This is a genomic window from Treponema primitia ZAS-2, assembly GCF_000214375.1.
Classification (GTDB): domain Bacteria; phylum Spirochaetota; class Spirochaetia; order Treponematales; family Breznakiellaceae; genus Termitinema; species Termitinema primitia.
This window is the reverse complement of sequence record NC_015578.1, coordinates 1102023-1125256: the sequence shown is the minus strand read 5'-3', so window position 1 is coordinate 1125256 and position 23234 is coordinate 1102023. Positions and strand designations below refer to the sequence as shown.

Below are 23234 nucleotides of genomic sequence, written 5' to 3'. Positions count from 1 at the left end.
GAAGCGAGGCTGACGGAGGCGGACTCTACAGGTTAGGGGATGGAGGCAATCCCCACCCCTCCCGGAGGATGAGCCACCTTTGGTTAAATTGGCAATACAACGCCTTGCGCCATTCTATTCCCCATAGTAGAATGCTCCAATAACAATTTTGTATAAAGGATCGGTTTCTGTAATGCCCATTGTCTGCCTTGATCTGGAAGGGGTTCTGATCCCCGAAATTTGGATAGCCTTTTCCGAAGCTGCGGGTATTCCCGAACTGCGGCGTACCACCCGGGATGAGCCTGATTACGATAAGCTCATGTCGTTCCGGTTGAAACTCCTGGAAGAACACCATCTTAAGCTGGCAGATATCCAGAAAGTCATCGGGACCATGGAACCCCTGGAGGGGGCAGCGGAATTTACCCGGGCCCTGAAAGAACGCACCCAGCTTATCATCCTTTCGGATACCTTTGAACAGTTCGCCAAGCCCCTGATGGCAAAACTAGGCTACCCTACCCTTTTCTGCAACACCCTGATCACCGAGGCGGACGGCACCGTTACCGGGTACAAGCTCCGGCAGAAGGACGGCAAAAAGCATGCGGTTATCGCCTTCAAGTCCATTAACCTGGGGGTATTCGCCGCAGGGGATTCCTTCAACGACCTGGCAATGATCCGGGAAGCCGATGCGGGCTGCCTCTTCCGCGCCCCCCCGGCGATACGATCTGACAACAGCGATATTGTTTGTGTAGATACTTACACAGATTTACTATCCCAGATCGATGGATTTTTATCTAACCCTGAAGGCAAATGATCCACAGCAGTATTATTCCCGGGAAATTAACCGCTTCAGCACCTTGTCGTTGTGACGCCAGTCGTGGGAGCTTTTAACCCGCAGATCCAGTTCCACCTTCCAGTCAAGGATACTGTTCAGTTCCTTTTGGGCGGCCTGGCGTATAGCCTTGATCATTTCGCCGCCCTTGCCGACTACCATGCCCTTCTGTGATTCCCGCTCAGTAATGATAAAAGCCCGGACCCAGAGCCGGGTCTTTTCAGGGTCCCCCTCGGGGGCCCCCTCTTTGGAGCGCAACTCCGTGTCCGCCACCTCCACATACAGGGAATGGGGCAGTTCCTGGCGCAGGCGGTTGATCGCCTTCTCCCGGATTATCTCGGCGATGCGGAAGCCAAGGTCCTGGTCGGTGTAGTATTCCTCAGGGTAAAGGGGCTCACCCTCCACGGCCAGGCTGAAAAGACAATCCAGTAAAGGTCCGGTCCCCTCATCTTTCAGGGCGGAAATCCCGAATATCCGGGCTTCGGGAAGCAGGGGAAGACGCTGGGTAATAAAACTGCGGGCCGCCTCAAAGTCGGCGCCCTTGGCGTCCATCTTGTTGACAGCCACCACAAGGGTAGTAAGCGCAAAGGAAGCAAGCCCTGTGACAATGGCTTCTTCCTCGGCGCCCGGGGGGCGGGAGGCGTCCAGCAGGTAGAGGACCAACTCCGACTCTGCTACCGCCCGGTCCGCGACCTCCATAAGTTTTTTATTGAGTTTCCGTTCCGAGGCATGGCGGCCCGGGGTGTCCACAAAAACCAACTGGCCCTGGGGCCGGTTCACAATACCCCTGATAGCGTTTCTGGTGGTCTGGGGAACCGCGCTTACTATTGCTACCTTTTGGCCGCAGAACAGGTTTACTAAGCTTGACTTTCCCACTGAAGGACGGCCCACCACCGCAACAAAGGCTGATTTTTTTTCCATTTTATTCGCAAGTCCCGGGAAAACCGTTTTCCAAAGGCGGGTTATCCAATGAGCTTCCGCCCTAAATCGTTCAATTCCGGCATCTGGGCATAGAGGGGTTTGCGGCCCCGGGCTGCAACTTTATCCGCTTCTACCAGGAGCACAAAGAGTTCGTTCAGCAGATCCGCCAGGACCCGGAGGTTGGAAGAAAAGTTATTCAAAGCCATATCCCGCAGCACCTTATCGGAACCTTTAACAGAGTCTATCCCCTGGCGGTTCCGAAAGCCCGGGGCTAGGCTGGTCCGGGCCAGGGAAACCAGGTTGGCGGCAGCGGCGAGCTGATGGTAGAGTTCATCCAATTCATAGCCCTGGAAGCGGAATTGATCCCCCCGTTCCATAAAAACCTCGATCAAGCTCCATTCCTGATTCTCTATGGGTAATTGCAATAGAGCCGGCCGGATAAAACGGTTGGCAATATTTGAGCGGTAATGCTCGCTGATTTGTTCTATGAGCCTTATTATTCGGGGTTCTTGAATTTGCATTATATATCAATATACTTCCTATGATGAGAAAAAACAAGCACTCGCCATTAACGGCCTTTTTGTTCACAACCCTGATCCTGCATCTGTTGGATTCCTGCGCATTACAGAGCTCCAATACGGCTGTTTTATGGACCGATAAGCCGGAATTTGCCCTATATGCCGAATATTTTAATGCCAACCAGGATATTTATAAGATCGAAACCCGGTATTTTGAGTCCCCTGCCCAAAAGCTCACGGATAACGATGGCTCCTACCCGGATATTGTGGTGGGAAGCTGGCTTAAAAGTGCCGCCACCAGGAACCTTTTTCAACCTCTGGACAGTTTTTTTAAGAAAAACCAGATTTCAAGGGAATCATTCTACCCTCCCCTGCTGGCCCTGGGGAATATCGACGGAAAACAGTACCTGCTCCCGGTGGCTTTTAATATTCCCGCCCTTGTCTTTTCCAGGGATAAGGGGACACTCCTGTCCAACCCCTTTACAATTTCCCTGGAGGAAATCAGGGAAATCGGAAAAACCTACAATATCGAAAGCAACGGCATCTATTCCCGGATGGGCTTTTCCCCCGCCTGGAATGATGACTTTATTTTCGTAAGCGCTGTCCTCTTTGGCGCCTCCTTTCGGGAAGCCTCCCCCCTGGAATGGGACAGCCGGGCCCTGGAGGGGTCCCTGTCTTTTATCCAGGACTGGATACAGGAGGCCAATACCAGCATACAGGCGGAAGATGATTTTTCGTTCAAATATTTTTACGATCCCCCGGCAAAACTTGCCCAGTCCGGGCGTATCCTGTTCTTCCACATGGGTAGTTCAGAATTTTTCACCCTCCCCCAGGAGCGAAGGGCAAGCCTGGATTTCCGCTGGATCGCCGGGAAGGATACCATCCCCCTATCAGAGGACATGGTGTACTATGGCATTTTCCGGAACAGCCGGGCGAAAAAAGCCGCCGAAGCCTTTACTGAATGGTTTTTTAAAGAAGAGACCCAGCGGCTGTTTCTGGAGGCAGGAAAAAACAACCGGCTCAACGAGACCCGCTTCGGCATAGCCAACGGGTTTTCCGCCCTCCGCACAGTGACGGAGCGGATCTTCCCCCAGTTCTACCCCAGCCTCCTGGGGCGTATGCCCCCTGAAACCTTCCTAACCCCGCCGAATATCCTGCCCAGGAACTGGATGGCCATGAAAGAGCGGGTCATACTCCCCTACCTGCATGACCGGATACGCTCGGCGAACCAGGGGGAAATACGCAGCTTGGACCGGAGGCTTACAGACTGGGCACGGTTGAATCGGGGGCTGTAGCGCTCCGGTTATACCCACCTGTACGGTCCGACATCAAACTAATTTGGCGTCAGTCACAAAGACACGGACGTCACTTTACTGGAAACTGTAAAGGTTTTTGAAAGGGCATTCCCTATATACACCGAATATACCCCCCCGTTCACCAAATCCGGGGAACTGATTATGAGTGATTGGAACTGTTTAGCCCCAGTGTAGTCCGCCATTGTTTCACCCTTGGAGTCTTTAACTACAACCTGGGTTCCGACATTCTTCCTGCCGCTGAATGTGAAAGCCAGGCTATATTGTGTTGAAGTGGTTGAGGGCTTTTGAGCCATACCCGCAGAGCCTGCCGCAAGCAGGACGCCGCCGTCTATGAAGAATGTCCCATCCGAGTCAAGGGCGCCGTCCCCGGAGGAAGTAGGCCCGTGAACAACTATGAAGCCTCCGGAAATCCAGACATTTCCGTTGGAATCAATGCCATCGCCCCCGGCATTCACCGTTATATTTCCACCATTTATGGTGATGGCGCAATTTGTATTTGCGGCCATACCGCCTTGTCCTGGCTGCCAGCCCGGTCCTCCGCCAGGTCCGGGACGCTGCATGGGAGTAGTAGAGGTTCCATCCGCAGCGTTTATGCCGTCGTCAGAGGCGGTCATATTGATGGTACCGCCGTTTACAACCACCTTTGCCGCCTCAAGCCCTTCGTATGATTTGGTAATTGAGATATTTCCGCCGTTGATAACTGCAAGGGAATCGCCGTGTATTGCGTCGTCATCGGTTTTAATTGAAAAGGTTCCCCCGGAAATAAGTACCCCATTATTTGAGTGGATTGCATCATCAAGGCAGTCCAAATTGAATGTCCCGTCTTCAATGAGCAAATCAAGGTCGCTCTTTATACCTTTGCAACTGGTATCACCGTCGTATCCCGTAGTTTTACTCGTTGTGCCGCCGCCGGATCTAATGTTTACCACGGCGTCTTCAAGAATATGCACAGCCCGGTATGCCTGTATGCCGTCTTCCGCCGAACGTATTGAGAGCTTTGCATCCCCGCTGATATAGACATATCCCGCGCCTTCATCGTCCGCATCAGACTTGATACCATCCGCGTCGGATGTAATATTTATATCCCCGCCCTTAATGACCACAGAATCATTACCTTTCAGCGCATTGTTCTTTGCGGAAACTGTGATAGTTCCTCCAAGAATTTTCAGGTTGTCTTTGCAGCTAATACCATTGTTGTAATTGCCATTTACCGTAAGGCTTCCGCTGCCGTTAATGGTGAGCGCTTTTTTTGAAAAGAGCGCTCCGTTCGGTTCGTCATCTTTATAAAAACTGGTATACGCCGCTGCATCGGTGAGGGTGTTTTGCGTACCCTCGGCAAGGCTTATGATCTTTTTCTTTTTGCCAAACAAGGCCAGGGGCGCGCCTTTTGAAGATGTGATATTGACCCCATTCAGAATCAAATTCACATTTTTGTCCACATCGACGATCACTTGTCCGTCTGAAAGGCTGCCAGACAATGCGTAGGTACCTTCGGCAGTGATGGTGATGATATTGTTCGTGTCATCAATAGTTATTCCTACCGAATCGTTGGGAGTTACTGTACTATGTCCGTCATCAAGAACGATAGACGCCGCATCGGAAACAGCGGGGACGGTGGTATCTTTGGCAGAATCCGGTACCGCCGATTCATAATCCCCTGAGTCGGCCTCCAGCGCGTATATAGCAGCCAGTATGGCAGCTGCATCTGTATTGGTGGAAAATTCAGTGTCCGCAACCCCATCCCACACTCCGGCATCGCTTGTATCTCCGGCCTCGGTCGTATCGCCGACATAGGTCTGATCACCATCATTGTTATTGTTTTCCGGGGTGTTGTCCGCTAAATTGTCGCATCCCATGATCAAGAGCAAAACCGATAAAACCGCGGAAAATGTCCATTTCAAACTCCTTGCCCGGGAATCAATTTTCCTTGTTCTCAAAAAGCCGACCATAGTATTGCTCCTTTATATTTCACTTTCCTATAATGATTAAGCAAGAACTGTGCCAAGCTCATTTTCTGTTAATTTCCACAAAATGAAGGGATTCCCAAGGCAGTTCCAAGGGTGAAATGTGTAAATACTTCACATTCTGTGCATTTTTTACACACTTTTTTATACCCCCTTATCTTGCTTTACCGCTTCAGGTAGTACTTGTCAAATACCGCCCTTCGGTATGAGCGGGGTTAAACTTTTTTGCTAATACTTTCACTTGCTTATCCGATATTCAAAGGGAAGGAGCAGAGTATGAGTTTCGGGGTTTCAGCCAACACCGCAATTCCCAGTATCGGCTACGCAATCAGCGCATCCCGGGGGGGCAGAATGTCCTTGCCCGTATCCCCCGGAAGCTACATATATTCCCACTTTAAGCATGTCTCCGGGGTTCCTGCGCCAGAAGGGACCCGGGGCGTGGCCATCAGCCGGCTCAAGGTCCTGGATGTGCTCATTGAACAGCTTTCCCAGATCAAACGGCGGCCCGAGCCCGCCATGGATACGGATCCTTCCGACGAGCGTATCGATGCCCTGATCGACCAGTACAGGAACCAGATACGCCAGGCCCAGGCGGCCAGTGTGGCCCTACCCTATAACCCTGCCCCCCCTTCCCCAACCGGGGCCCTGGTCAATCTGGTGGCCTAAAGGCTCTTTTTGCCCTTTTTCTGATCCCGCATGGCCGTAAAGATAATAAACCCCAAAAAAAGCACCACCACAATCCCAAAAATAAGAAAATACACGGCCCCGGTATTCGTCACTGCTACCGGCGTGGATGGGGGGAGGGCGGTGAAGGCCACTTCCTCTTCCACTTCCTTAGGCCCAGCTGCGATCATGATCAAACAGAAAACGATTGCAAGAACGATAAGCCCCAGGGCGATAATTGAGGCCAAGCGCACCAGCTTTTCGGTCTTTTTGGAAAGGGCGAACCGGATAATCACCACCAGCATGGCCAAGGATACAATAATACCCACGATAATCATAATATATAGCATATATTAAAATCACCCACTTTTACAAGTTGCCATATTCTTTTATAATGAAGGAAATAACTAGTTTTAATTAATTACATTTGCAAGGAGTAGTGGGAACCGTAGGTTCCCTTCCGATTTTACTTGGCGGTTAAAAGCCGCCTACATTAAGGAGTAAGTATTCATGAAAGTCCAAGAACTAAAGCACGCCAGCCTCAAAAAGTGGGTTGAAGACGCGGTTTCCCTGATGACCCCGGACTCTGTTGAGGTCTGTGATGGCAGCAAGGCCGAATATGACCGGATGATCCAGTTCACCCTGGACGCCGGTTTGGCGACCAAGCTGAACGAGAAAATCCTGCCTAACAGCTACCTGTTCCGGTCCGACCCCTCGGACGTGGCCCGGGTGGAAAACCGGACCTATATCGCCTCCAAAAGCAAGGACGATGCGGGGCCCACCAACAACTGGATTGACCCGGCGGAACTGAAAAAAAACATGACCAGCCTCTATAAAGGAAGCATGAAGGGCCGGACCATGTTCGTAATCCCCTTCTCCATGGGCCCGGTTGGCTCGGATATTGCCAAAATCGGGGTGGAAATCACCGATTCCCCCTACGTGGTGGCCAATATGCACATCATGGCCCGGGTAGGGACCAAAGTACTCGATGTTTTAGGACCCGATGGCTTCTTCGTACCCTGTTACCACTCGGTAGGCAAGCCCCTGGGGGCCGGCGAAAAGGACAACGGGGTCTGGCCCTGCGCCCCGGTGGACAAAAAGTACATCTCCCACTTCCCGGAAACCCGGGAAATCTGGTCCTACGGCTCGGGCTACGGCGGAAACGCCCTGCTGGGCAAAAAGTGCCTGGCCCTCCGCATCGCCTCGGTACTGGCCCGGGACGAAGGCTGGCTGGCGGAACACATGCTGATCCTCAAGCTCACCAACCCCCAGGGCGAAGTAAAGTACATCACCGGCGCCTTCCCCTCGGCCTGCGGCAAGACCAACCTGGCCATGCTCATCCCCACCATCCCGGGCTGGAAAGTACAGACCGTGGGCGACGATATCGCCTGGATGAAGTTTAAGGAAGACGGCCGGCTCTATGCCATCAACCCGGAAGCGGGCTTCTTCGGCGTGGCCCCGGGCACCAACAACGACTCCAACAAAAACGCCATGGATACCATCAAGAGCAACACCATCTACACCAACGTCGCCCTGACGGAGGACAAAAACGTGTGGTGGGAAGGGATAGGCTACGATGCTCCCGGAAAACTCATCGACTGGAACGGCAATCCCTGGGTCCAGGACAAGAGCAACAAGGACCAGAAACCCGCGGCCCACCCCAATTCCCGGTTCACCGGCCCGGCCAAACAGTGCCCGGCTATTGCCGACGAGTGGGAGGACCCCAAGGGTGTGCCCATCAGCGCTTTCCTCTTCGGCGGCCGCCGTCCCAAGACCATCCCCCTGGTAAACCAGGCCAAAAGCTGGATTCACGGGGTGTTCATGGGCTCCATCGTGGGCTCCGAAGTAACCGCCGCTGCCCTGGACGTTCAGGCCGGCACCATACGCCGGGACCCCTTTGCCATGCTGCCCTTCTGCGGCTACCACATGGGGGACTACTTCAAGCATTGGATCAAACTGGGCCAGACCCACGACGAGTCCAAGCTGCCCAAGATATTCTTCGTCAACTGGTTCCGCAAAAATGATGCGGGCAAATTCATCTGGCCCGGGTACGGCGAAAATTCCCGGGTCCTGGCCTGGATCTTCGACCGCTGTGACAACAAGGGTAAATTCGTGGACACTCCCATCGGTATACTCCCCACACCGGACGCTATCGAGCGCCCTGCGGGGGTAAGCGAGGCGGACATGAAGGAGATCCTCAACGTGGACATCGAAGGCTGGAAAAAGGAAATTGCCGACGTGCGGCAGAACCACTATCCTAAGTTCGGCGACAAGCTCCCCAAGGAACTGTATTCGGAACTGGACGCCATCGAAAAACGGCTTAACGCATAAGTAATTTTTAACAGAGGGGTGGAAATGACCTTTCCACCCCTTTTTTTTAGGTTTATACTCAGTATTAATGACTTCAAACACGAAAAAAACTAAGGGTATTTTTATCAGCGCTACGGGAACCGACACGGGGAAAACCTTTGTCTCCGCACTATTGTTGAAGGGCATCCTTCAGCGGGGCCTCGACGCGGGGTATTACAAGGCGGCCCTGAGCGGCGCGGAAAAAGAGCAGGGCCGGCTCATCCCCGGGGACGCAGAATATGTGCGGCGCATAGCGGGACTGAAAACTCCGGCAGAGGAAACCGTGTCCTATGTGTACGAACACCCCTACTCCCCCCACCTGGCCGCGCAAATCGAAGGCAATCCTGCGGAACTGGAAAAGATCCGCGCCGATTACACCGCCCAGGCGGCCCGGCATGACTACATGGTAGCCGAGGGGAGCGGGGGCATTGTCTGCCCCATACGCATGGACGGCGAAAAACAGATTATGCTCACGGATATTATCAAAGCCCTGTCCCTTGATATCCTGATCGTGGTCCCCCCGGCGCTGGGGGGTATCAACGGAGCTGTCCTCACCGCCTCCTACGCTGAACATTTAAGTCTTCGGGTCAGGGGCTTTATCATCAACCGCTTCCTGCCTGGGAACACCCTGCATGAAGACAATAAAATTACGATAGAAAAACTCACAGGCCTGCCGGTACTGGTCTGTATAGAAGAAAATGCCGAAACTATCACTATTAGCGATTCCCTGCTAGGGGCGCTCTTTTAAGGAGTAATGATGGACCCATTGCAGGAAAGGGATCTGCGCCATATCTGGCACCCCTGTTCCCAGATGAAGGATTACGAAGAACTGCCGCCTATTGTGGTGGATCACGCCCGAGGCCTCTACCTCTACGATACCAATGGCAAAGAATACATCGATATTATCAGCTCCTGGTGGTGTAACCTCCTGGGGCACTGTAACCCTGAGATTAACGAAGCCATAAAGGCGCAGCTGGACAAACTGGAGCACGTTATCTTCGCCAATTTTTCCCATGAGCCAGCCATAGAGTTATGCGAGCGTCTTGCAGCGATTGTACCCCCGGGACTTAGCAAATTCAACTTCGCTGACAACGGATCCTCTTCAGTAGAAAGCGCTCTGAAGATGAGCTTTCAGTATCACTACCAGACCGGAAAGCCGGAAAAGAAGCGCTTCATGGCCCTGAGCGAAGCTTACCACGGCGAGACCCTGGGGGCCCTTTCTACCGGGGGAACCGACATATTTTCAAAAATTTACAAACCCCTGCTCCTGGATGTACTGCGGGTGGAGGGGCCCGACTGTTACCGCTGCTCCTATGGCAAGACCCGGGAGAGCTGCGGGACCCAATGTTTTGAAAAGGCCGAAGCCCTTATGGAAAAGCACGCCGGGGAAACCGCCGCCTTTATCGTTGAGCCCCTGGTGCAATGCGCGGCGGGGATGCGTATATACCCGGCGGAGTACCTGCAAAAACTCAGGGCTGCCTGTGACCGTTATGGGATACACCTGATTGTTGACGAGATAGCCACAGGATTCGGGCGCACAGGAAAACTGTTCGCCTGCGATCATGCAGGCATAAGCCCGGATATTATGTGTATCTCCAAAAGCCTCACCGGGGGCTACCTCCCCATGGCTATCACGGTGACCACGGAAAAAATCTACAACGCCTTCTACGCCGACTATGCCCAGGGCAGGGCGTTCATGCACAGCCACACCTACAGCGGCAATCCCCTGGCGGCCTCCGCGGCCATAGCGGTCCTGAAAATCCTGGAACGGGACCGGGTACTGGACAGGGCCGCAGAAACCGCAGTATACCTGCACGGCGAACTGGCCAAGGTATTCGCGGATCATCCCCATGTGGGGGAGATACGCCATATAGGGCTCATCAATGCCCTGGAACTGGTGAAGGACCGGGACACAAAAGAGGCCTTTGACGGGGCACAGCGGACGGGCTACCAAATTTACAAGGCCGCCCTTAAAGAGGGGCTTTTACTGCGGCCCCTAGAGGATGTGCTTTACTTTAACCCGCCCATGACGATTACTAAATCGGAGATTGACCGCTCAGTAACGCTGTTTAAAAATATCATCCTGGCTTTCCCATTCAGCGCATAGGGAAATTAAGTATCTAAATTCGGGAGGACAGACAAATGCTCTACAGTGTCCGTATGCGTGCCGCAGCAGGGGGGTCCCACGAATCAGGGGGAGCCCATATCTCAGGGGCTGAACGGCTGCTTGAGGAAGACCGGATAGAAAAGACCGCCGCAGAAATGATACGCCGGGCCCTGTCCCATACCAAGGGCAAGGCTGATTTTATCCGGCTGACCATAGAAGGCATAGATGACCATGAAATCACCAGAATCCCTGGGCTCCCCATCGAAACCTGGGAAGCCGCCAATTACGAAGAAGGCCGGAAACACGCCGGAGAATTCCTTGTCAATGCAGGAGTAAAGGCCCAGGCAGTAGACCGGGCCTTTACTGCCCTCACTGCCCTGCACAGCAATATGCGGGGGGCCATGCTCCTGGACGCCGTCACCGGGGAACGGCTTGACCCCGGTGGAAACCGGGGCGTACGGGTTTCCCGCATGGACCTTGAGAATGAAGCTACATTCGGCGCCTGGCTTTCCCGGCAGGGGCTGGACAATTCCCATACCCGGGAAGCCCTGGTACTTGCCTCCAAGGTACTATCCGCCCCGGAAACCCTGGCTGAACTCTGCTGGTCCGATGATCCTGAATATGTTACAGGCTATGTGGCGATTAAAGGACTCTACCACAGAATTACTAAACTCAAAGCACTAAATGATCCCCGGGGGGGCCGGGTGTTTTTCATACACCCGGGCAGTGATATTGACGCATTAAAACTGTATTTAGAAACTAGGGCGGTTCTGGTTTTTTCCGGGGAGGATTAAGGGGATGTTTTCTTTTCTACAGAACAGCTTGGACGAAATTAAAAGCCTGGGGCTCTACCGGGAAAATAAAACCTGGGACCCCCTGGACGCCACCCACGTCAGGGACCCGGAAGGCAAAACCTGCCTGGTCCTGGCTTCCAACAACTACCTGGGGCTTACCCACCACCCGGAACTGATCAATGCCGCAGTACAGGCGCTGCAACGCTGGGGAACCGGATCCGGCAGCGCCCGGCTCATCACCGGCTCCCACCCCCTCTACGAAACCCTGGAACGGAATTTGGCGGCCTATAAATCCGCCGAAGAAGCGCTCACCTTTAATACCGGATACATGGCCAATGTGGGGATAATCGGATCTCTTATGACAAAAGGGGACTTGATTTTTTCCGATGCTCTGAACCACGCTAGCATTATTGACGGCTGCCGCCTTTCGGGGGCCAAGATAATTGTGTACCCCCACTGCGACACCGATGCCCTAAAAAAACTCCTCCAGGATACCCCCCTGGAAGGTGGCTCATCCCGCAAACGGCTTATCGTGACCGATGGTGTCTTCAGCATGGATGGGGACATCGCCCCTCTGGACAGGATAGTTCCACTGGCCCAGAAATACGGCGCGATCCTCATGGTAGACGACGCCCATGCTACAGGGGTTCTAGGCAGGGGCCGGGGGACTGCCCACCACTTTGGCCTGGCAGACAAGGTTGACATACAGATGGGTACCCTCAGCAAAGCCCTGGCCTCCGAAGGCGCCTATGTTACAGGCAGCAGTAAGCTTATCGGCTATCTTACCAACAAGGCCCGGAGTTTTATCTTCTCCACAGCCCTGTCCCCGGCGACCATAGCCGCCGCTAACGCCGCAGTAAGTTTACTTTCAAAGTCCGATGAACTGGTTCAGCAGCTTGGCGCCAACGCCGCGTTTATGCGAGAAAAGTTGGCGGAACAGGGCGTAAAAACCCCGGACTCCCCAACACCAATTATACCGATCATCATAGGGGGTAACCGGGAGGCAGTTGAAGCCGCAGCATCCCTGCGGGAAGAGGGGATCATTGTCGGGGCAATACGGCCACCCACGGTTCCTGCAGGGCAGAGCAGACTGCGGATCACGGTTTCTGCGGCCCATAGCCGGGAAGAACTGGCCTGGACGGCAGAGCGAATAGGGCTAGTTATAAGAAACGAGAAATAAGAGAAAAATTCATCCCTTCCCTCATCACTTTTATCTCCATACAACCCAAACAAAGATCGCTGATGCGGCAACGGTGATTAGGGTAAAGGGGACGCTTATCTTAAGCCATTGGCTGAAGCTCAGTTGTACCCCCTGCTTTTTCAGTATCCCCACAGTAACGATGTTGGCGGAGGCACCGAAGGGGGTGAGGTTGCCCCCCATGCAGGAACCGATGAGCAGGGCAAACATATAGAGGGAAGGCTGAAGGGACAGAGATTCCGCCATTTGGGCCGCCACAGGGAGCATGACGATAATATAAGGTACGTTGTCCACAAAACCAGAAATGAGGATGGAGACAATCAGGATAATGATGAAGCCCAAAAACACACTGTTCCCCACGACATGGGAAAGGAATACTGAAAAATCATTAAGAAGCCCCACCTTCGCCACTGCGCCGACCACCACAAAAATGCCGATCAGGAAGAGTACCGTATCCCAATCCAGGCCCTTTATCATTTCAAGAACTTTGCTCCCGCTTTCCCGGCGGATGAGCCTGAACCAGAGCAGTCCTGCTATTGCAAGGATCACCACCAAAAGCCCTGAAACCAGGGAAATGCCCCCGAAGACGAAGGATGCCGCCGCCAGTCCCAGGATCATCAGTATCAGCAGGATTGACGGAACCATGCTGAGGGAAGTTTCCTGTTCCACCTGAACTTTCCCACCCCCCTTTTTGGCGAAGTAGGCGTAGAAAAAGAACGCCCCGGCGATCATGCCGATCTGGACGGCGAAAAATATGGAAAACTTTCCCTGAAAGACAAAAAATTCATTAAACCCAAAGCCACCGAATAGTTTTTGTGCGAAATCCGCAAAGATCATTGAGGGGGGGTCCCCCACCAGGGTGGCGGTGCCCTGGAGGTTGGCCATCACTGCCAGGCCCACCATGAAGTAGGTGGGGTCTAGCTTCAGTTTTTTGCAGAGCGCCAGGGCTATGGGGGCCATCACCAGGACGGTGGCCACGTTTTCCACAAAGGCGGAGATGATGCCGGTCATCATGAGTATGGCCACAATGGCGATCCCCACGTTAGGGGAATGGAGGACGATTGAATCGGCGATCACCGCGGGGACCCGTGAATAGATGAAAAGTTCGGCGATCACCAGGCTGCCCACAAAGATCATGAGCACGTTCCAGTTTACCAGTTCCCCCAGGGCTTCACCAGGGCTTACCACCCCGAGGATCACCGTGAGCAGGGCGGCACCCAGGGCGCTGACGGATTTTTTGCCCGGGAAAATAACCACAAGCACATACATAATAACTGCGATGATAAGCACGATCCATTTGAGGGGCATACAGGTCTCCTGCACTAAGTATAGCCATAGACAGGGGCCGTCTCAAGTACTTTGCGGGGCTTAGAGAAAACTGATGGCTTCGTTGATCCTTTCGATTGCCTTTTCAAAATCAAATTTGGCGATCCGCGTTTTTATATCCAGGAGCCGCTGACGGATGTTTTCCGGGGAGAATTCGGTCAAAGCGGTGAGTTCCTTCAATACCGCCTCGCAGCGGGCGCTGTCCCCGGCGCCGGCGGCTTCCTGGAGTTCCCGGAATTTTGCCTCCTGGGGGGTCACTTGGGGCTTTTTCTGGGGCAGCCCGATGATGGTGTCGATTTTTTTTAAAAGCACCTCCGGCTTGATGGGTTTGATGATATAGTCTTTGGCGCCCGCATTGACCGCAGTATTTATGAACTCCGGGTTGGCGTGGGAAGTGACAAAGATAACCGGGATTTTTTTATTCCCTGGGTGATCCCGGTACATCTGTTCCAGAAACTGAAAACCGCTCATACCGGGCATTTCAATATCCAGGAGTATCATATCCACATGGGTATTTTCCAGCAGGGTCAGGGCCATTTTTGCAGAACGGGCGAGACGAAGATCAAAATAATCCTGAAGTATGGCCCGTATGGCGGTAAGATTCTCGGGCATGTCGTCCACCGCAAGAATCGTTTCTCTTTCTGCCATAATTAACTCCTAATTTAGTGCGGTGCCTACCGCGCAGTCTAATCGAAGCGAAACGCAGTTTCGCCAAGCTCCTTTTTTACCTTACAGTGAATCCGTCAGGGCGGAAATCTTTTCCAGAGCTCCGTCATAATCATAGGATTCGATCAATTGACATATTTTCTTCAGAGCCATATCGGTTCCTTCCCCGCAGCTGAGTTTGTCCAGGGCCTTCGCTATGGCATCGGCGTCATCGCTGGAACAGTTTATGCAGGCTGTTCTCAGCAACTCAAGCTGTTCCCGGACAAATTCCGGCGTGGTGGCGGTCTTTTCGCCTTCCTCCTCTTTCCCGGCCAGGGAAGTTTCCGAAAGGGCGGCGCAAAAACTGTCCATGGCGGCACAAAAGGCATCGGTTTCAGCCAGGCAGGTCCCGGCAGCCTCGCTCTTGGAGGCTAACTCAAGTGTATAGGCCCAGTTCGCCAGCTTCTGTACCCCCAGGGCGGCAAAGACCCCCTTCACCGCGTGGACCCGTATAGCATAGTCCTTCCAGTCTTCCTGCTCAAGGTCCTTAAGGATGGCATCCTTATATTCCTCATAACCATCATAGAACTGACGGAGGGCTTTAAGATACCCCTCCCGGTTATTCCCCAGATGGGAGAGCCCCTCCACCAGATCAAGCCCTTCAATACGGGAAAGCTCCTTCATCAGGGAATCCTCAGGGGTGGCGGAAGTTCCGGAAGCCGATGGCTCGTCGGCAGGGATAAGCGGGTGGGTTGCCTTTAGCTTATCCGGGGGAAGCCACCTATCCAGGATGCGGTTCATTTCATAGCCATCAATGGGTTTGGAGAGAAAGTCGGCCATTCCCGCTTCCAGGAAGGATTCCCGGGCCCCGGTAACAGCATTGGCGCTGAGGGCAATAATGGGGACCTTGGCAAGCCAAGCAAATTCCTCTTCCTTTGCCATGGCCTTGAGCCGGCGGGTGGTTTCTATGCCATCCATCTCGGGCATCATGTGATCCATGAAAATCAAGTCGTAGCATTTGGCCCGGATCTTTTCGATGGCCAGGAAGCCGCTTTCGGCGACGTCGGCCTTGATATTATGGGTGGCAAGAAAGCCCTGGGCTACCGTAAGGTTTACCGAGTTATCGTCCACCACCAGGATGGAAACATCATCTGCGGCCAGCACCCGCTGGGTGATCACCCGGTGCTCCACCCGGGCAAGATCACCGGGAACCAGGGGAAAGGCAGCGGTGAACAGGGAGCCCTTGCCGTACTCACTGGTGAATTCCAGAAAACCCCCCATCATTTCCATGAGGGCCTTGGTAATGGAAAGCCCCAGGCCGGTTCCCTGGATACCCCGGTTCTTTACGGCATCAAACTGTTGGAAGGAATTGAATACTTTCCCGTAATCTTCGCTCTTTATCCCTATCCCGGAATCCTCAACCGTAACTACCAGGTAGTCATTCCCATCCTTCACGGTTCTTGACGCCGACAGGGATACATACCCTTCCCGGGTGTACTTTACGGCATTGCTGACCAGATTGCCAATCACCTGACGGAAGCGCATCTCATCCCCGTAGAGCGCCTGGGGGATAGTGTTTTCTATGAGGCTGCGGAATTCCAGGTCCTTGCTTTCCGCGAGGAAACGGTTCATGGAGCAGATATGGTCAAAGAGTTCGTGGAAATCGAAATGAACGGGAACCAGGTCCATCTTTCCTGCTTCGATCTTGGAGAAATCAAGAATATCGTTAATAAGCTGCAACAGGGCTTTGGAAGTTTTCTTGATATCCTGAAAGTAGCCCTGCTGTACCAGGTCAAGGTTATCTGTACGCATGAGGTCGCTCATGCCGATGATGGCGTTCATGGGGGTACGGATCTCGTGGCTGATGGAAGCCAGAAAATTACTCTTAGCCCGGTTGGCCTGTTCGGCGGCTTCCTTGGCCCGAATTACCTGTTTCCGCTGGCTAATCATGGTCAAATGGGTTTCCAGGCGCTTCAGGAGCAGGGATGCCGAGAAGGGCTTGAAAATATAGTCGATGGCCCCCAGGTTCAGCCCTTCCAGCTCGCTGTCCATGTCAGACCGGGCGGTAATAAAGATCACCGGGATTTCCCGCAATTTCTCATCGGCTTTGAGCTTTTTTATGGTTTGGTAGCCGTCCATGCCGGGCATCTCTATGTCCAGGAGTATCAGGTCCGGGGTAACCCGTTCCATCATGGCGAAAAGCCGTTCGGCCGAGGGGATGGTAAAGACCTGGTAGAGATCCTTCAGTATGTTCTTCCCCATGGTGAGGTTGGCTATATTGTCGTCCACAATCATGATGATCTGCTGTTCAGTGTCCATGTCCGGCGCCTCCGGGATCTTCATTTTTTGGAAAATCATTGACAATGTAGTATACTATTCAACAGTAACAGGAACAAGGAGCATTTTTTTAATGAATATTCGTATGGACAAATTAATACAGACCATAGGGGCAGCCCTGGATATTGTAGAGGGTGAACTGCTGGGGGCAAGTACCAACCACGGAAAGCGGATCGCCGTCCTTTCTGCGGCCCTGGGACAGCACCTGGGGATGGAGGAGGACCGGCTCTTTGCCCTGACCAGCTGCGCCCTGCTCCACGATAACGCCCTGACCGAGTATATCGCTGCGGAATACCGGGGAGAGCCCTCGGGCAACGGATCGGGTCAGAATGTACACATGAAACTTCACTGCCAATTAGGCCAGCGGAATGTGGATACCCTGGGGTTTAAGACTGGTGTGAAGGATTTTATCCTCTACCACCACGAGCGGGCCGACGGTTCCGGCCCCTACGGGAAACGGAACGGCGAATTCCCCCTAGAGGCGGAACTTATCGCTATTTCAGATAACCTGGATGTTACCTGGGGCCTGCAAAACTACCCCGGGGATGAGCTGCCGAAACTCCGGAGTTATATAGAAGAACAGGCCGGGATGCTTTACACAGGACAAGCCGCCAAGGCTATGTTGGCCGTGCTGGACCAGGATATGCTCCAGTCCCTCCGGGACAAGCAAATCGCCGCCAGCACCGGGCAGTACCTTTCCCCCTATTATGTAGACATTGAGGATGCGGTGATCCTGCGCCTGGCGGATTTGATCACCCGTATTATTGACTATAAGTCAAAGTTTACCCGCCGCCATTCCACCCAGATAGCCAGCAAGGCCTGGGCAATGGGCGGCCATTACCGCTACTCCCCCACCCTCCGCTCAAAGCTCTACCTGGCAGCGTCCCTCCACGACATCGGCAAACTGGCGACCCCCACAACGATCCTGGAAAAACCAGGCCGGCTCACAGATGACGAATTCCGCATCATCACCGACCATGTCCGGCTTACCCACGATCTGCTTGCCAATATAGAAGGGCTTGATGAAATCCACGCCTGGGCCTCCAACCACCACGAAAAGCTGGACGGCTCAGGCTATCCCTTCGGTAAAAAGGCAGGGGAATTAGACTTTAATTCCCGTCTCATGGCCTGCATCGACATCTACCAGGCGGTGAGCGAAGAACGACCCTACCATCCCCAGCGAAATCACCGGGACACCATGGCGGTCCTATACTCCATGGCGGAAAAAGGCGCTCTGGACCAGGGGATAGTCAGGGATATGGATGAAGCCCTAGCTGCCTGGGATGGGGGGGATATTCCGGCGCCCTGACCCTTGTTTCTGGTTCCTTTTTGGATTATTATTAAAAAAAAAGGAGAAGCCATGCTTCGCAACATTTCCATAGGCGTACGAATAATAGCCATCATTGCCATTTTGATTCTATCCATAGTAGCCCTGATGGGTACGGTTTTTTTTACCGCCCAGGGGGTTAAGGATGCGGGTATTTCCCGGGCGGAAACGGTGATGCTGGAGGGACAGCGGGAAAAGCTCAAACTCGGTACCCAGTCCATGGCAATTGCCCTGGGCAGAGCCCTAGAGGGCATAACGGATCCCCAGGAACAGCACGACATTATCTCCAAGTATATCAAGGACTACCGCTTTGAGGAGGATCAGTCCGGGTACTACTTTACCTACAAGGGGACGGTGATCTTCATGCACCCCACCCTGCCCCAGCGCGAGGGGGAAGACCTGGGGAACACCCCGGATGCTATGGGGGTCCTCTATGTGCGGGAACTCTATGAAAACGCCCAAAAAGGCGGGGGCTTTGTCTCCTTTATTTTCCCCAAGCCAGGGCCCAACGGAAATATGGTGAACGCCCCGAAACTGGCCTATGTGGAATTTATCCCCGGTACAGATATCTGGATTTCCACGGGGATCTATATCGACAATATCGATGCTTACAAGACAGAAATGGAACAGAACATGTCCGCAGATCTTAACAGGCAGATGATCTTCATTATAATTTGCTGCGCCGCATTGCTGGTGATCCTCCTGGGACCCCTCTGCGTCTTTACCCTGCGGTCCATTACCAAGCCCCTGCGGGAAACCGTCCAGGCCGCAGAACAGCTGGCCTCGGGCAAGCTTGATATTCAGATTACTGCCGCTGGGAAGGACGAAATCACGGTGCTCCAAAAATCCTTCATCCGTATGTCTCAAAATCTCCAATCCAGTTTTTCTGCGGTACAGGCAAAGGAAGAGGAAGCCACCGCCAAGGCAGCGGAAGCCGAACAGGCCACCGCCAAGATAATGGAGATAGCCGTTAAGGTGGAACAAGCCGCCCACGATGTGGAAAATTCGGTAACCAGCATTTCCCGGAGCGCCACCAAGGTAAAAAGCGGGGGGGATGCCCAGACCGAACGGATCAACGATATCCTTTCCTCGGTGGAACAGCTCAGTTCCCAAGTGTTCCGGATCACCGACAGCGCCGGTACGGCGGCAGAAAAATCCGAAGAGTCCAATAAGAAGGTTGAGGCCGGGGTTTCCATGGCCCAGGAATCCGGAGGCGCCATGGAGGCCCTTCACTCCCTCACCGGGACCCTGACAGAGAATATCACCCGTTTAGGGGAACAGTCCAACAACATAGGTAGTATCATGAACGTGATCTCCGACATCGCGGACCAGATCAACCTCCTGGCCATGAACGCATCCATTGAGGCCGCCCATGCCGGCGAATCCGGCCGGGGCTTTGCGGTGGTCGCCGGGGAAGTGCGTAAACTGGCGGAAAAAACCATGTCCGCCGCCAAGGAAGTGGAAAGCTCCATCTCGGAAATGCAGAAACTGACCAAAACCAATATCACCGGCATGGACAATGCGGTAGCGTCAATCTCCCAGGTTACGAACCTTTCGGGAAAAACCGTAGGCTCCCTGAGCTCCGCCCAGAAAATAGTCGAGGAAGCGATGATCCAGGTTCAGTCCATTGCCCAGGCGGTGCAGGAACAATCAGCCTTCAGCAAGTCCATCACCACCCTGGTCAATGATGTGAGCGGCATCACCAAGGAAAACAACGTGATGGTGACCCAGGTGGACAGCGAGCTCCAGTCCCTGCTCCGTAAATCCGAGGAATTGCTGGAACTGGTACAGGAACTGCGAAGTTAAGGCCTAGGCCGTACCCTTGTTACCAAGCCCTGGCTAACGGGAAAATTCACGCTTTACCGAAGGGGCCGCATCCTTTATGATAAAGGTATGAAAGACCCCCTCTACCTGATCGACGCCTACGGGCTGATTTACCGCTCCTATTTCGCCTTCCTGAGCCGTCCCCTGCGAAACAGCCGTGGCCAGAACGTATCCGCCCTCTTCGGCTTTGCCCGGACCCTGGTCAGCCTTCTGGATGAAGGCGCCCCCGGTGCAGATGAGGCAGGGGTGCTCCTGGCAAAGCCCCAAAAGCCCCGTCGCCTGGTAGTGGTTTTTGACTCCCCCACTCCCACCTTCCGTCACAAACAATACCCGGAGTACAAGGCCACCCGGCAAAAGGCCCCGGAGGACCTCCACACCCAGGTGCCTCTGGTAGAAGAAGTCCTGACCGCCCTAAAAGTCCCGGCCCTCAAGGCAGACGGCTTCGAAGCTGACGATATCATCGCCACCCTGGCCAAGCAATGCCGGGCCGAGGGCCGCCAATGCTACATCCTTTCCTCGGACAAGGACCTGCTCCAACTGGTGGGTGACGGGACCTACCAGCTCCGGCCCGCCAAGGCGGCCAAAGCCGGTGAAACTAGCGCACCCTCCAACACGGTCAGAGGCGGCCTCCCCTACGAATTGGTAGGCCCAGGGGAAGTGAAGGCCGAATGGGGGGTAAACCCCACCCAGGTCCTGGACCTGCTTTCCCTGATCGGGGATACTTCGGACAATGTGCCCGGGGTTAAGGGGGTGGGCGAAAAGACTGCGGTAAAACTTATGGCCCGCTACAGCTCCCTGGACGAAATCTACAAAAACATCGCCGGCATTGAAGGCGCGGTGGGGAAAAAGCTCGCCGAAGGTAAGAAAAGCGCCTATTTAGCCAAATCCCTAATCACCCTGAGCTATGAGGCGCCCATCCCTTCCCAGGCCCTGGATGAATTTTCAGTGGAAAACCTGGACCGAAGCGCCGGCGCCCAGGTCCTACTCCGGGAGGATATCCGCCAGATAGCGGCCGCCCTGGACCCGGCGGCCAAGGGAAAAGTCGGGGCGCCCTATGCCGGCAGCTTGGCGAATGGCATGGGTGGAGCTGGCAGTGCGTCCCATACCGGGGACCAAGCTGGGGGCGCGGGGGACAGAGCTGGCGGAGATGCGCCCTATACCGGGGACAGTGCCAGCGGCCCGGCGGATGGCGGCAACAATTTCGGCGGCCCGGCAGCATACAGCGCAAGCGGCCCTGAGCGGAGCCCTGTGGACCCGGCCCTGCTGGGGGACGGGGTGTACAAGACGATCCTGGACTTTGCCGAATTTGAAGCGATCCTGAACAAAGCCCGGCAACAAGGCTTTATCGCCCTGGATTTTGAGACCGATTCCCTGGACGCCTGGAATGCCCGGCCCATAGGCATATCCCTGGCATTGAAGCCCAAAGAAGCCTTCTACGTGCCCGTGGCGGCCCACCGGACCGTGGCGGATGACGCCGGGAACCCCGCCCCCTTCCTAGACCCGGAAAAGGTGAGGGAAAGCCTGGGGCAGTTTTTGGCGGACCCGGCCATGACCGCCGTTGCCCACAATGCCAAATACGACTACAAGGTTTCCCGGGGCTGGGGCCTCCCCCGGTGGAACTGCAAAATCTGGGACACCATGGTAGCCGCCTGGCTGGATGACCCTGAGCGGAACAACTATTCCCTGGATTCCCTGGCATCCTACCACTTCGGCTACACCCCCGTAGCCTACAACACCATCGTTCCCAAGGGTGAAACCTTTGATTATGTGCCCCTGGAAACCGCCACCCGCTATTCCGCAGAAGATGCTGACCTTACCCTGCGAGTTAAGGCCTATATTGAAGGGCGTCTGGAAAAAACCGGCTCCCAAAGCCTTTTCCGGGACCTGGAAATGCCCCTGCTCCCCATACTTGCAGAAATGGAAGGCCTGGGGATCAAAATAGAGCCCAAGGTTCTCAAGGACTATGGGGTCGAACTCTTCCAGGAACTGAACCAGATACAGGCGGATACCTACAAACTGGTAGGCCACGAATTCAACCTGGGCTCCCCCAAGCAGCTTCAGGAAGTGCTCTTTACGGAACGAAAACTCAAGCCAGGCAAAAAAACCAAAACCGGTTACTCCACCGATGTGGCGGTGATGGAAGAGCTTGCCCATGAGGACCCGGTCCCGGCCCTGATCCTCCGCCACCGCACCCTGGCAAAACTCAAGTCCACCTATACGGATGCCCTGATAGACCTGGCTGACCGGGAAGGCCGGCTCCACACCAACTTTGTCCAGACCGGCACCGCCACAGGCCGCCTTTCCAGCCGGGAACCCAACCTCCAGAACATCCCTATCCGGGACGAAGAAGGCCGCCGCATCCGGGAAGCCTTTATCGCCAAACCGGGCAATGTGCTGATCTCCGCCGACTACAGCCAGATAGAACTGGTGGTACTGGCCCACCTTTCCCAGGACGAAAACCTCCTGGCCGCCTTCAACGAAGGTAAAGACGTTCACGCCCGCACCGCCGCCCTGATCTTCGGGGTTAGTGAAAAAGATGTGCACCCTGACCAACGCCGCATGGCCAAGACCATCAATTTTGGTGTCATGTACGGCATGAGCGCCTTCCGCCTCGCCAGGGAGCTGAACATCACCCGCACCGATGCGGCGAATTTTATTGAAGCCTACTTCAAAACCTACGCCGGTATCCGCCGCCTCATTGAAGAACTCATCACAAATACTGAGCAAACAGGTTACGCCTCCACCATCCTGGGCCGCCGCCGCTACATCCCGGCCATCAACTCCCGGAACAAAACTGAAAAAGCTGGTGCAGAACGAGTAGCGGTAAACACCCCCATCCAGGGCTCCGCAGCGGACATAGTCAAGACCGCCATGCTCCACCTGGACGAACGGCTCACCAAAGAAAAGAGCCCCGCAAAGCTGCTTTTGCAAGTCCACGATGAGTTGATCCTTGAATGCCCAAAGGCCGACGCCGCTGCCGCAGCAAAAATGGTAAAAGAAGTAATGGAAAACGCAGTAAAACTGCGGATACCCCTGCGGGTCAGCGTGGAAACCGGAAAACGCTGGGGAGATTTTCACTAAGGGACCGGTTAATTCAGAAGGGCTAAATACCCCACCCAAAAAAACGGGCAGCTGAC

Annotated in this window: 18 protein-coding genes; 11 read left to right on the top strand and 7 right to left on the bottom strand. The window is 54.3% G+C overall.

Annotation, left to right across the window (positions count from 1 at the left end; translation table 11 throughout):
• The first annotated feature begins 172 nt into the window (after positions 1-172).
• Positions 173-790 (top strand): bifunctional phosphoserine phosphatase/homoserine phosphotransferase ThrH, encoded by a 618-nt coding sequence (thrH, locus tag TREPR_RS05020; RefSeq protein WP_015707213.1) that lies wholly within the window; start codon positions 173-175, stop codon positions 788-790.
• Between the two features lie 12 nt (positions 791-802).
• Here thrH and era read toward each other — a convergent pair whose 3' ends face one another.
• Positions 803-1729, bottom strand: a complete 927-nt coding sequence (gene era, locus TREPR_RS05015; RefSeq protein WP_015707212.1) for a GTPase Era — start codon at positions 1727-1729, stop codon at positions 803-805.
• Positions 1730-1770: 41 nt separating this feature from the next.
• Positions 1771-2250, bottom strand: a complete 480-nt coding sequence (locus TREPR_RS05010) for a hypothetical protein (protein ID WP_015707211.1) — start codon at positions 2248-2250, stop codon at positions 1771-1773.
• A 20-nt stretch (positions 2251-2270) separates the two neighbouring features.
• Here TREPR_RS05010 and TREPR_RS05005 point away from each other — a divergent pair, with 20 nt between their 5' ends.
• The gene (locus TREPR_RS05005) at positions 2271-3542 is read left to right on the top strand and encodes an ABC transporter substrate-binding protein (RefSeq protein WP_015707210.1); all 1272 of its coding nucleotides are present in this window, start codon (positions 2271-2273) and stop codon (positions 3540-3542) included.
• A gap of 53 nt (positions 3543-3595) precedes the next feature.
• Here TREPR_RS05005 and TREPR_RS05000 read toward each other — a convergent pair whose 3' ends face one another.
• Positions 3596-5464, bottom strand: coding sequence for a carbohydrate-binding domain-containing protein (locus TREPR_RS05000; RefSeq protein ID WP_169313404.1), 1869 nt, complete (start codon positions 5462-5464; stop codon positions 3596-3598).
• Between the two features lie 339 nt (positions 5465-5803).
• Between TREPR_RS05000 and TREPR_RS04995 the strand changes: the two genes are divergently transcribed.
• Positions 5804-6193, top strand: a complete 390-nt coding sequence (locus TREPR_RS04995) for a hypothetical protein (protein ID WP_015707208.1) — start codon at positions 5804-5806, stop codon at positions 6191-6193.
• Here the strand turns inward: TREPR_RS04995 and TREPR_RS04990 are convergent.
• Complete coding sequence (locus tag TREPR_RS04990; protein ID WP_015707207.1) at positions 6190-6540, bottom strand: hypothetical protein; 351 nt, start codon at positions 6538-6540, stop codon at positions 6190-6192. The two genes, TREPR_RS04995 and TREPR_RS04990, sit on opposite strands and share 4 nt — an antisense overlap.
• A 160-nt stretch (positions 6541-6700) precedes the next feature.
• Here TREPR_RS04990 and TREPR_RS04985 point away from each other — a divergent pair, with 160 nt between their 5' ends.
• From TREPR_RS04985 to bioF, 5 genes are all read left to right on the top strand, one after another.
• Positions 6701-8521 (top strand): phosphoenolpyruvate carboxykinase (GTP), encoded by a 1821-nt coding sequence (locus TREPR_RS04985; protein ID WP_015707206.1) that lies wholly within the window; start codon positions 6701-6703, stop codon positions 8519-8521.
• Positions 8522-8588: 67 nt separating this feature from the next.
• Positions 8589-9287: a dethiobiotin synthase gene (gene bioD, locus TREPR_RS04980; RefSeq protein ID WP_015707205.1), complete on the top strand. Its 699-nt coding sequence runs from the start codon at positions 8589-8591 to the stop codon at positions 9285-9287.
• Between the two features lie 6 nt (positions 9288-9293).
• A complete protein-coding gene (gene bioA, locus TREPR_RS04975) occupies positions 9294-10646 on the top strand; it encodes an adenosylmethionine--8-amino-7-oxononanoate transaminase (RefSeq protein ID WP_201765765.1) in 1353 nt (450 codons plus the stop codon).
• 35 nt (positions 10647-10681) lie between these two features.
• On the top strand, positions 10682-11440 hold the full coding sequence (locus TREPR_RS04970; RefSeq protein WP_015707203.1) for a 6-carboxyhexanoate--CoA ligase: 759 nt from the start codon (positions 10682-10684) through the stop codon (positions 11438-11440).
• A gap of 4 nt (positions 11441-11444) precedes the next feature.
• Positions 11445-12620, top strand: a complete 1176-nt coding sequence (bioF, locus tag TREPR_RS04965; protein ID WP_015707202.1) for an 8-amino-7-oxononanoate synthase — start codon at positions 11445-11447, stop codon at positions 12618-12620.
• A 30-nt stretch (positions 12621-12650) separates the two neighbouring features.
• On the opposite strand, the gene TREPR_RS04960 is transcribed toward bioF, so the two are convergent.
• The 3 genes from TREPR_RS04960 to TREPR_RS04950 all read right to left on the bottom strand — a co-directional run bounded on the left by TREPR_RS04960 (position 12651) and on the right by TREPR_RS04950 (position 16952).
• Entirely contained in the window at positions 12651-13946 is a 1296-nt protein-coding gene (locus tag TREPR_RS04960) for an ArsB/NhaD family transporter (protein WP_015707201.1), read from the bottom strand.
• Between the two features lie 60 nt (positions 13947-14006).
• On the bottom strand, positions 14007-14612 hold the full coding sequence (locus TREPR_RS04955; RefSeq protein WP_015707200.1) for a response regulator: 606 nt from the start codon (positions 14610-14612) through the stop codon (positions 14007-14009).
• Positions 14613-14693: 81 nt separating this feature from the next.
• Positions 14694-16952: a response regulator gene (locus TREPR_RS04950; RefSeq protein ID WP_041611024.1), complete on the bottom strand. Its 2259-nt coding sequence runs from the start codon at positions 16950-16952 to the stop codon at positions 14694-14696.
• 67 nt (positions 16953-17019) lie between these two features.
• Here TREPR_RS04950 and TREPR_RS04945 point away from each other — a divergent pair, with 67 nt between their 5' ends.
• The 3 genes from TREPR_RS04945 (at position 17020) to polA (ending at position 23178) form a co-directional block, all read left to right on the top strand.
• Complete coding sequence (locus TREPR_RS04945; protein ID WP_015707198.1) at positions 17020-18255, top strand: HD-GYP domain-containing protein; 1236 nt, start codon at positions 17020-17022, stop codon at positions 18253-18255.
• Between the two features lie 51 nt (positions 18256-18306).
• Entirely contained in the window at positions 18307-20079 is a 1773-nt protein-coding gene (locus TREPR_RS04940) for a methyl-accepting chemotaxis protein (protein WP_041611456.1), read from the top strand.
• Between the two features lie 87 nt (positions 20080-20166).
• Entirely contained in the window at positions 20167-23178 is a 3012-nt protein-coding gene (gene polA, locus TREPR_RS04935; RefSeq protein WP_015707196.1) for a DNA polymerase I, read from the top strand.
• Positions 23179-23234: the final 56 nt, after the last annotated feature.

Bases quoted from the DNA above. Each gene is read 5' to 3' on its own strand.
- bioD (WP_015707205.1), top strand. From the start codon at position 8,589: ATGACTTCAAACACGAAAAAAACTAAGGGTATTTTTATCAGCGCTACG.
- TREPR_RS04940 (WP_041611456.1), top strand. From the start codon at position 18,307: ATGCTTCGCAACATTTCCATAGGCGTACGAATAATAGCCATCATTGCC.
- bioF (WP_015707202.1), top strand. From the start codon at position 11,445: ATGTTTTCTTTTCTACAGAACAGCTTGGACGAAATTAAAAGCCTGGGG.
- TREPR_RS04985 (WP_015707206.1), top strand. From the start codon at position 6,701: ATGAAAGTCCAAGAACTAAAGCACGCCAGCCTCAAAAAGTGGGTTGAA.
- TREPR_RS05010 (WP_015707211.1), bottom strand. From the start codon at position 2,250: ATGCAAATTCAAGAACCCCGAATAATAAGGCTCATAGAACAAATCAGC.
- era (WP_015707212.1), bottom strand. From the start codon at position 1,729: ATGGAAAAAAAATCAGCCTTTGTTGCGGTGGTGGGCCGTCCTTCAGTG.
- TREPR_RS04945 (WP_015707198.1), top strand. From the start codon at position 17,020: ATGAATATTCGTATGGACAAATTAATACAGACCATAGGGGCAGCCCTG.
- TREPR_RS04970 (WP_015707203.1), top strand. From the start codon at position 10,682: ATGCTCTACAGTGTCCGTATGCGTGCCGCAGCAGGGGGGTCCCACGAA.
- TREPR_RS04995 (WP_015707208.1), top strand. From the start codon at position 5,804: ATGAGTTTCGGGGTTTCAGCCAACACCGCAATTCCCAGTATCGGCTAC.
- TREPR_RS04960 (WP_015707201.1), bottom strand. From the start codon at position 13,946: ATGCCCCTCAAATGGATCGTGCTTATCATCGCAGTTATTATGTATGTG.
- TREPR_RS04990 (WP_015707207.1), bottom strand. From the start codon at position 6,540: ATGCTATATATTATGATTATCGTGGGTATTATTGTATCCTTGGCCATG.
- TREPR_RS05005 (WP_015707210.1), top strand. From the start codon at position 2,271: ATGATGAGAAAAAACAAGCACTCGCCATTAACGGCCTTTTTGTTCACA.
- bioA (WP_201765765.1), top strand. From the start codon at position 9,294: ATGATGGACCCATTGCAGGAAAGGGATCTGCGCCATATCTGGCACCCC.
- thrH (WP_015707213.1), top strand. From the start codon at position 173: ATGCCCATTGTCTGCCTTGATCTGGAAGGGGTTCTGATCCCCGAAATT.
- polA (WP_015707196.1), top strand. From the start codon at position 20,167: ATGAAAGACCCCCTCTACCTGATCGACGCCTACGGGCTGATTTACCGC.
- TREPR_RS04950 (WP_041611024.1), bottom strand. From the start codon at position 16,952: ATGAAGATCCCGGAGGCGCCGGACATGGACACTGAACAGCAGATCATC.
- TREPR_RS04955 (WP_015707200.1), bottom strand. From the start codon at position 14,612: ATGGCAGAAAGAGAAACGATTCTTGCGGTGGACGACATGCCCGAGAAT.